Raw genomic sequence first — 4,253 nt, 5'->3', positions numbered from 1 at the left:
CCGCCGAACCGGACGGCGCCGCCGGCCCGCCGGGGGAGGCCGAGGGCGACGCCGGCGGCCCCGCCGCGGACCGCGAACCGGCGCCGCCAGGCGAGCCGTTCCGCACCCGGCCGCTGACCGTGCCGGGACTCGGCGCCGGCGCCGCCGGGCGCCGCTCCCGGGCCCGCGCCGAACACGGCCGCACCACCGGCGCCCGCCGCCCGCGCGGCACCCTCGGCCGCCTCCACCTGACGGCCACCCTGACCGCCGCCGCCCCCCACCAGCGGGCCAGGGGCCGGCGCGGCCCCGGACTGCTGCTGCGCCGCGACGACCTGCGGCAGGCCGTCACCGAGGGCCGGGAGGGCAACCTGGTGCTCTTCGTCGTCGACGCCTCCGGATCGATGGCCGCCAGGCAGCGGATGTCCGCCGTCAAGGGCGCCGTGCTCTCCCTCCTCCTCGACGCCTACCAACGCCGCGACAAGGTCGGCCTGATCACCTTCCGCGGCCGGGACGCCCAGCTCGCGCTGCCCCCCACCTCCTCGGTGGAGGCCGCCGCCGCCCGTCTCGCCAGCCTCCCCACCGGCGGCCGCACCCCGCTGGCCGCCGGGCTGCTCCGCGCCCACGAGGTGCTGCGGATCGAGCGGCTGCGCGACCCCGCCCGCCGGCCACTGCTGCTCACCGTCACCGACGGGCGGGCCACCGGCGGCCCGGAGCCGGTGGAGCGGGCCCGCCGCGCCGCCCGGCTGCTGGCCGCCGCCGGCACCGCCTCGGTCGTGGTCGACTGCGAGTCGGGCCCGGTCCGCCTCGCCCTGGCCGGCGAGCTGGCGCACGCCCTCGGCGGCCACACCGTCACCCTGGCGGAACTCCGCGCCGACACCGTGACCCAACTCGTCCACGGGCTGCGCGGCCCGGCGCACGGACGGAGGGCCGCCTGATGCCGCACGGCAGACCCACGACGGTGCCCGACGACGGGCTCACCACCAGGCAGCGCCGCGCCAGGCCGCTGCTGATCGTGCACACCGGCACCGGCAAGGGCAAGTCCACCGCCGCCTTCGGGCTCGCGCTCCGCGCCTGGAACCAGGGCTGGCCCGTCGGGGTGTTCCAGTTCGTCAAGTCCGCCAAGTGGCGGGTCGGCGAGGAACGGGCGCTGAAGGTGCTGGGCGCCAGCGGCGAGGGCGGCCGGATCACCTGGCACAAGATGGGCGAGGGCTGGTCCTGGACCCAGCGGGACATGGGCTCCAGCGAGGAGGCGGCGCGTGAGGGCTGGGCCCAGGTCGCCCGCGACCTGACCGCGGCCACCCACCGGCTCTACGTGCTGGACGAGTTCGCCTACCCGATGAACTGGGGCTGGGTGGACACCGACGAGGTCGTCGCCACGCTGCGCGCCAGGCCCGGCACCCAGCACGTGGTGATCACCGGCCGGAACGCGCCCGCCCCCCTGCTCGACGCCGCCGACCTCGTCACCGAGATGGGCAAGGTCAAGCACCCGATGGACAGCGGCCAGAAGGGTCAGCGAGGCATCGAATGGTGACCGCCCGGGAAGTCGCGCCCGACACCGTCCCCGACGCCACCCCCGTGCCGCTGCCGCCGCGCCTCGTCGTCGCGGCGCCGGCCTCCGGCAGCGGCAAGACCACCGTGGCGACCGGCCTGATGGCCGCGTTCACCGCCGCCGGCCTCACCGTCTCGGGCCACAAGGTCGGCCCCGACTACATCGACCCCGGCTACCACGCGCTGGCCACCGGCCGCCCGGGCCGGAACCTGGACGCCTGGCTCTGCGGGCCCGAGCTGATGGCACCGCTGTTCGCGCACGGCTCGGCCGGCGCCGAACTGGCGGTGATCGAGGGCGTGATGGGCCTCTACGACGGGGCGGCGGGCCAGGGCGAGTTGGCGTCCACCGCGCAGGTGGCCAAGCTGCTGCGGGCGCCGGTGGTCCTGGTGGTGGACGCCGCCGCCCAGGCCCGCTCGGTCGCCGCCCTGGCGCACGGCTTCGCCGCCTTCGACCCCGAGGTGCGGCTGGCCGGCGTGGTCCTCAACAAGGTCGGCTCCGACCGGCACGAGGAGTTGCTGAGGGCCGCCCTCGACGAGGCCGGCACCCCCGTGCTGGGCGTACTGCGCCGCACCGCGCCGGCGAGCACCCCGGCCCGGCACCTCGGCCTGGTCCCGGCCGCCGAGCGGCCGACCGACGCCGCGCGGACGGTGGCCGCCCTCGGCGAGCAGGTCCGCGCGGGACTCGACCTGCCGGCGCTCCTCGCCGCGGCCAGGTCGGCGCCGTCGACCGGCACCGCGCCCTGGCGGCCGCCGGCCGGCCCGCCGCCGGCGGCCCGGCCGGTGGTGGCGGTGGCCGCGGGCGCCGCCTTCACCTTCCGGTACCAGGAACACCTGGAGTCGCTGACCGCGGCCGGCGCCGACATCGCGCTCCTCGACCCGCTGCGCGACGAGCGGCTTCCCGACGGCACCGCCGGGCTCGTCGTCGGCGGCGGCTTCCCCGAGGTGTACGCGGCGGAACTCGCCGCCAACGCCCCGCTGCGCGCCGAGATCGCCCGGCTGGCCGCCGCCGGCGCCCCGGTGGCCGCCGAGTGCGGCGGGCTGCTCTACCTGGCCGAGACGCTGGACGGCCACCCGATGTGCGGGGTGCTGCCCACCGAGGCCCGGATGACGGACCGGCTGACCCTCGGCTACCGGGCCGCCGTCGCGGTGGCCGACGGACCGCTGGCCGCCGTCGGCACCCGGGTGCGCGGCCACGAGTTCCACCGCACCGAACTCACCGAGGGGACCGGCGACCTCCCCGCGTGGGGCCTGACCCATCCGACCCGCCGCGTCGAGGGGTTCCACCGTGGGGGAGTGCACGCCTCCTACCTCCACCTGCACTGGGCCGGGCTGCCGGAGCCGGCCCGCCGCCTGGTCGCCGCCGCGGCCCGGCACACCGGATCCGTCGAGGGAGGGGGACGATGAGCACGACGCCCGTCCTGACCGGCGTGGGCATGGGCCCCGGCGACCCCGAACTGGTCACCGTCAAGGCGGTCCGCGCGCTGCGCGAGGCCGCCGTGGTGGTCGTCCCCGTCCTCGACGGCGGCGAACGCGGCCGGGCCGAGGCCACCGTCGCCCACCACCTGGACGATCCGACGAGGGTGGTCCGGGTGGTCTTCGCGCTCAACGAACGGGCCGACCGGGCCCGCCGGGAGGCCGCCTGGGACGCGGCCGGCGACCGGGTCGCCCAGCTGCTGCGCGAGCACGGCCCGGTGGCCTTCGCCACCATCGGCGACCCCAACGTCTACTCCACCTTCACCTATCTCGCCCAGACCGTGCGGGCCGCCGTCCCCGGACTGCGGGTGGTCACCGTGCCGGGGATCACCGCCATGCAGGACCTGGCGGCCCGCGGCGGCGCCGTGCTCACCGAGGGCACCGAGCCGCTGACCCTGGTGCCGGTGACCGCCGGACTCGACGTGCTGCGCGGCGCGCTGGCCGGCCAGGGCACGGTGGTGGCCTACAAGTTCGGCCGGCAGGCCGGCGAGGTCGCCGCCGCGCTCCGCGAGACGGGCCGGCTGACCGGCGCCGTCTGGGGCTCCTCCCTCGGACTGCCAGGAGAGTCCGTCCACCCCGCCGACCACCTGCCGGCCGAAGGCGAACTGCCCTACCTCTCCACGCTGATCGCCCCCGCCCCCCGCACCGGCAGGGGAGGCAGGCTGTGACCGGCGCGACCCCCGGCGCCGTCACCTTCGTCGGCGCCGGACCGGGCGCCGCCGACCTGCTGACCTTCCGCGCCGCCCGGGCCATCGCCGAGGCCGACGTGGTGATCTGGGCGGCCAGCCTGGTCCACCCCGACGTGCTCGACCACGCCCGCCAGGACGCCGAGGTGCTGGACTCGGCCCGGATGTCGCTCGAGGACCTGACCGCCGTCTACCGGCGGGCCGCCCGTGGCGAGGTGGCCAGGGTCGCCCGCGTCCACTCCGGCGACCCCGCGCTGTGGGGCGGCACCCAGGAGCAGATCGACCGCTGCCAGGCGCTCGGCCTGGCCGTGGAGGTGGTGCCGGGGGTCTCCGCGTTCTCCGCCGTCGCGGCCCTGGCCCGGCGGGAGTTGACCATCCCCGAGGTCGCCCAGTCCGTGGTGCTCACCCGGCTCGGCGGCGGGAAGACGCCCATGCCGCCCGGCGAGGAGGTGCGGGAGTTCGCCCGCCACGGCACCACCATGGCCGTGTTCCTCTCCGCGGCGCGCTCCGGGCGGCTGGCCGCCGAACTCCTCGCCGGCGGCTACCCGCCCACCACCCCCGTCGTGG

Annotated in this window: 5 protein-coding genes; all 5 read left to right on the top strand. The window is 77.8% G+C overall.

Annotated elements, in window-relative coordinates:
* Window positions 1-914: vWA domain-containing protein (locus tag E1283_RS32825; protein ID WP_132821812.1), on the top strand; the 914-nt coding region annotated here is incomplete at its 5' end.
* Window positions 914-1,510, top strand: a complete 597-nt coding sequence (gene cobO, locus E1283_RS32820; RefSeq protein ID WP_132821811.1) for a cob(I)yrinic acid a,c-diamide adenosyltransferase — start codon at window positions 914-916, stop codon at window positions 1,508-1,510. The genes E1283_RS32825 and cobO, both read left to right, overlap by 1 nt.
* The gene (locus E1283_RS32815) at window positions 1,504-2,931 is read left to right on the top strand and encodes a cobyrinic acid a,c-diamide synthase CobB (protein WP_132821810.1); all 1,428 of its coding nucleotides are present in this window, start codon (window positions 1,504-1,506) and stop codon (window positions 2,929-2,931) included. The genes cobO and E1283_RS32815 overlap by 7 nt, the downstream gene beginning before the upstream one ends.
* Window positions 2,928-3,668, top strand: a complete 741-nt coding sequence (gene cobI, locus E1283_RS32810) for a precorrin-2 C(20)-methyltransferase (RefSeq protein ID WP_132821809.1) — start codon at window positions 2,928-2,930, stop codon at window positions 3,666-3,668. The genes E1283_RS32815 and cobI overlap by 4 nt, the downstream gene beginning before the upstream one ends.
* On the top strand, window positions 3,665-4,253 hold a 589-nt coding region (locus E1283_RS32805), incomplete at its 3' end, for a cobalt-precorrin-4/precorrin-4 C(11)-methyltransferase (RefSeq protein ID WP_132821808.1). The genes cobI and E1283_RS32805, both read left to right, overlap by 4 nt.

The sequence above is a fragment of the Streptomyces hainanensis genome (assembly GCF_004348415.1).
Classification (GTDB): domain Bacteria; phylum Actinomycetota; class Actinomycetes; order Streptomycetales; family Streptomycetaceae; genus Streptomyces; species Streptomyces hainanensis.
Note: the sequence above shows the minus strand (reverse complement) of the source record. Positions and strands in the feature narration are given on the sequence as shown.

Coding starts and splice junctions, on each gene's coding strand:
- cobO (WP_132821811.1), top strand. CDS start 914: ATGCCGCACGGCAGACCCACGACGGTGCCCGACGACGGGCTCACCACC.
- E1283_RS32815 (WP_132821810.1), top strand. CDS start 1,504: ATGGTGACCGCCCGGGAAGTCGCGCCCGACACCGTCCCCGACGCCACC.
- cobI (WP_132821809.1), top strand. CDS start 2,928: ATGAGCACGACGCCCGTCCTGACCGGCGTGGGCATGGGCCCCGGCGAC.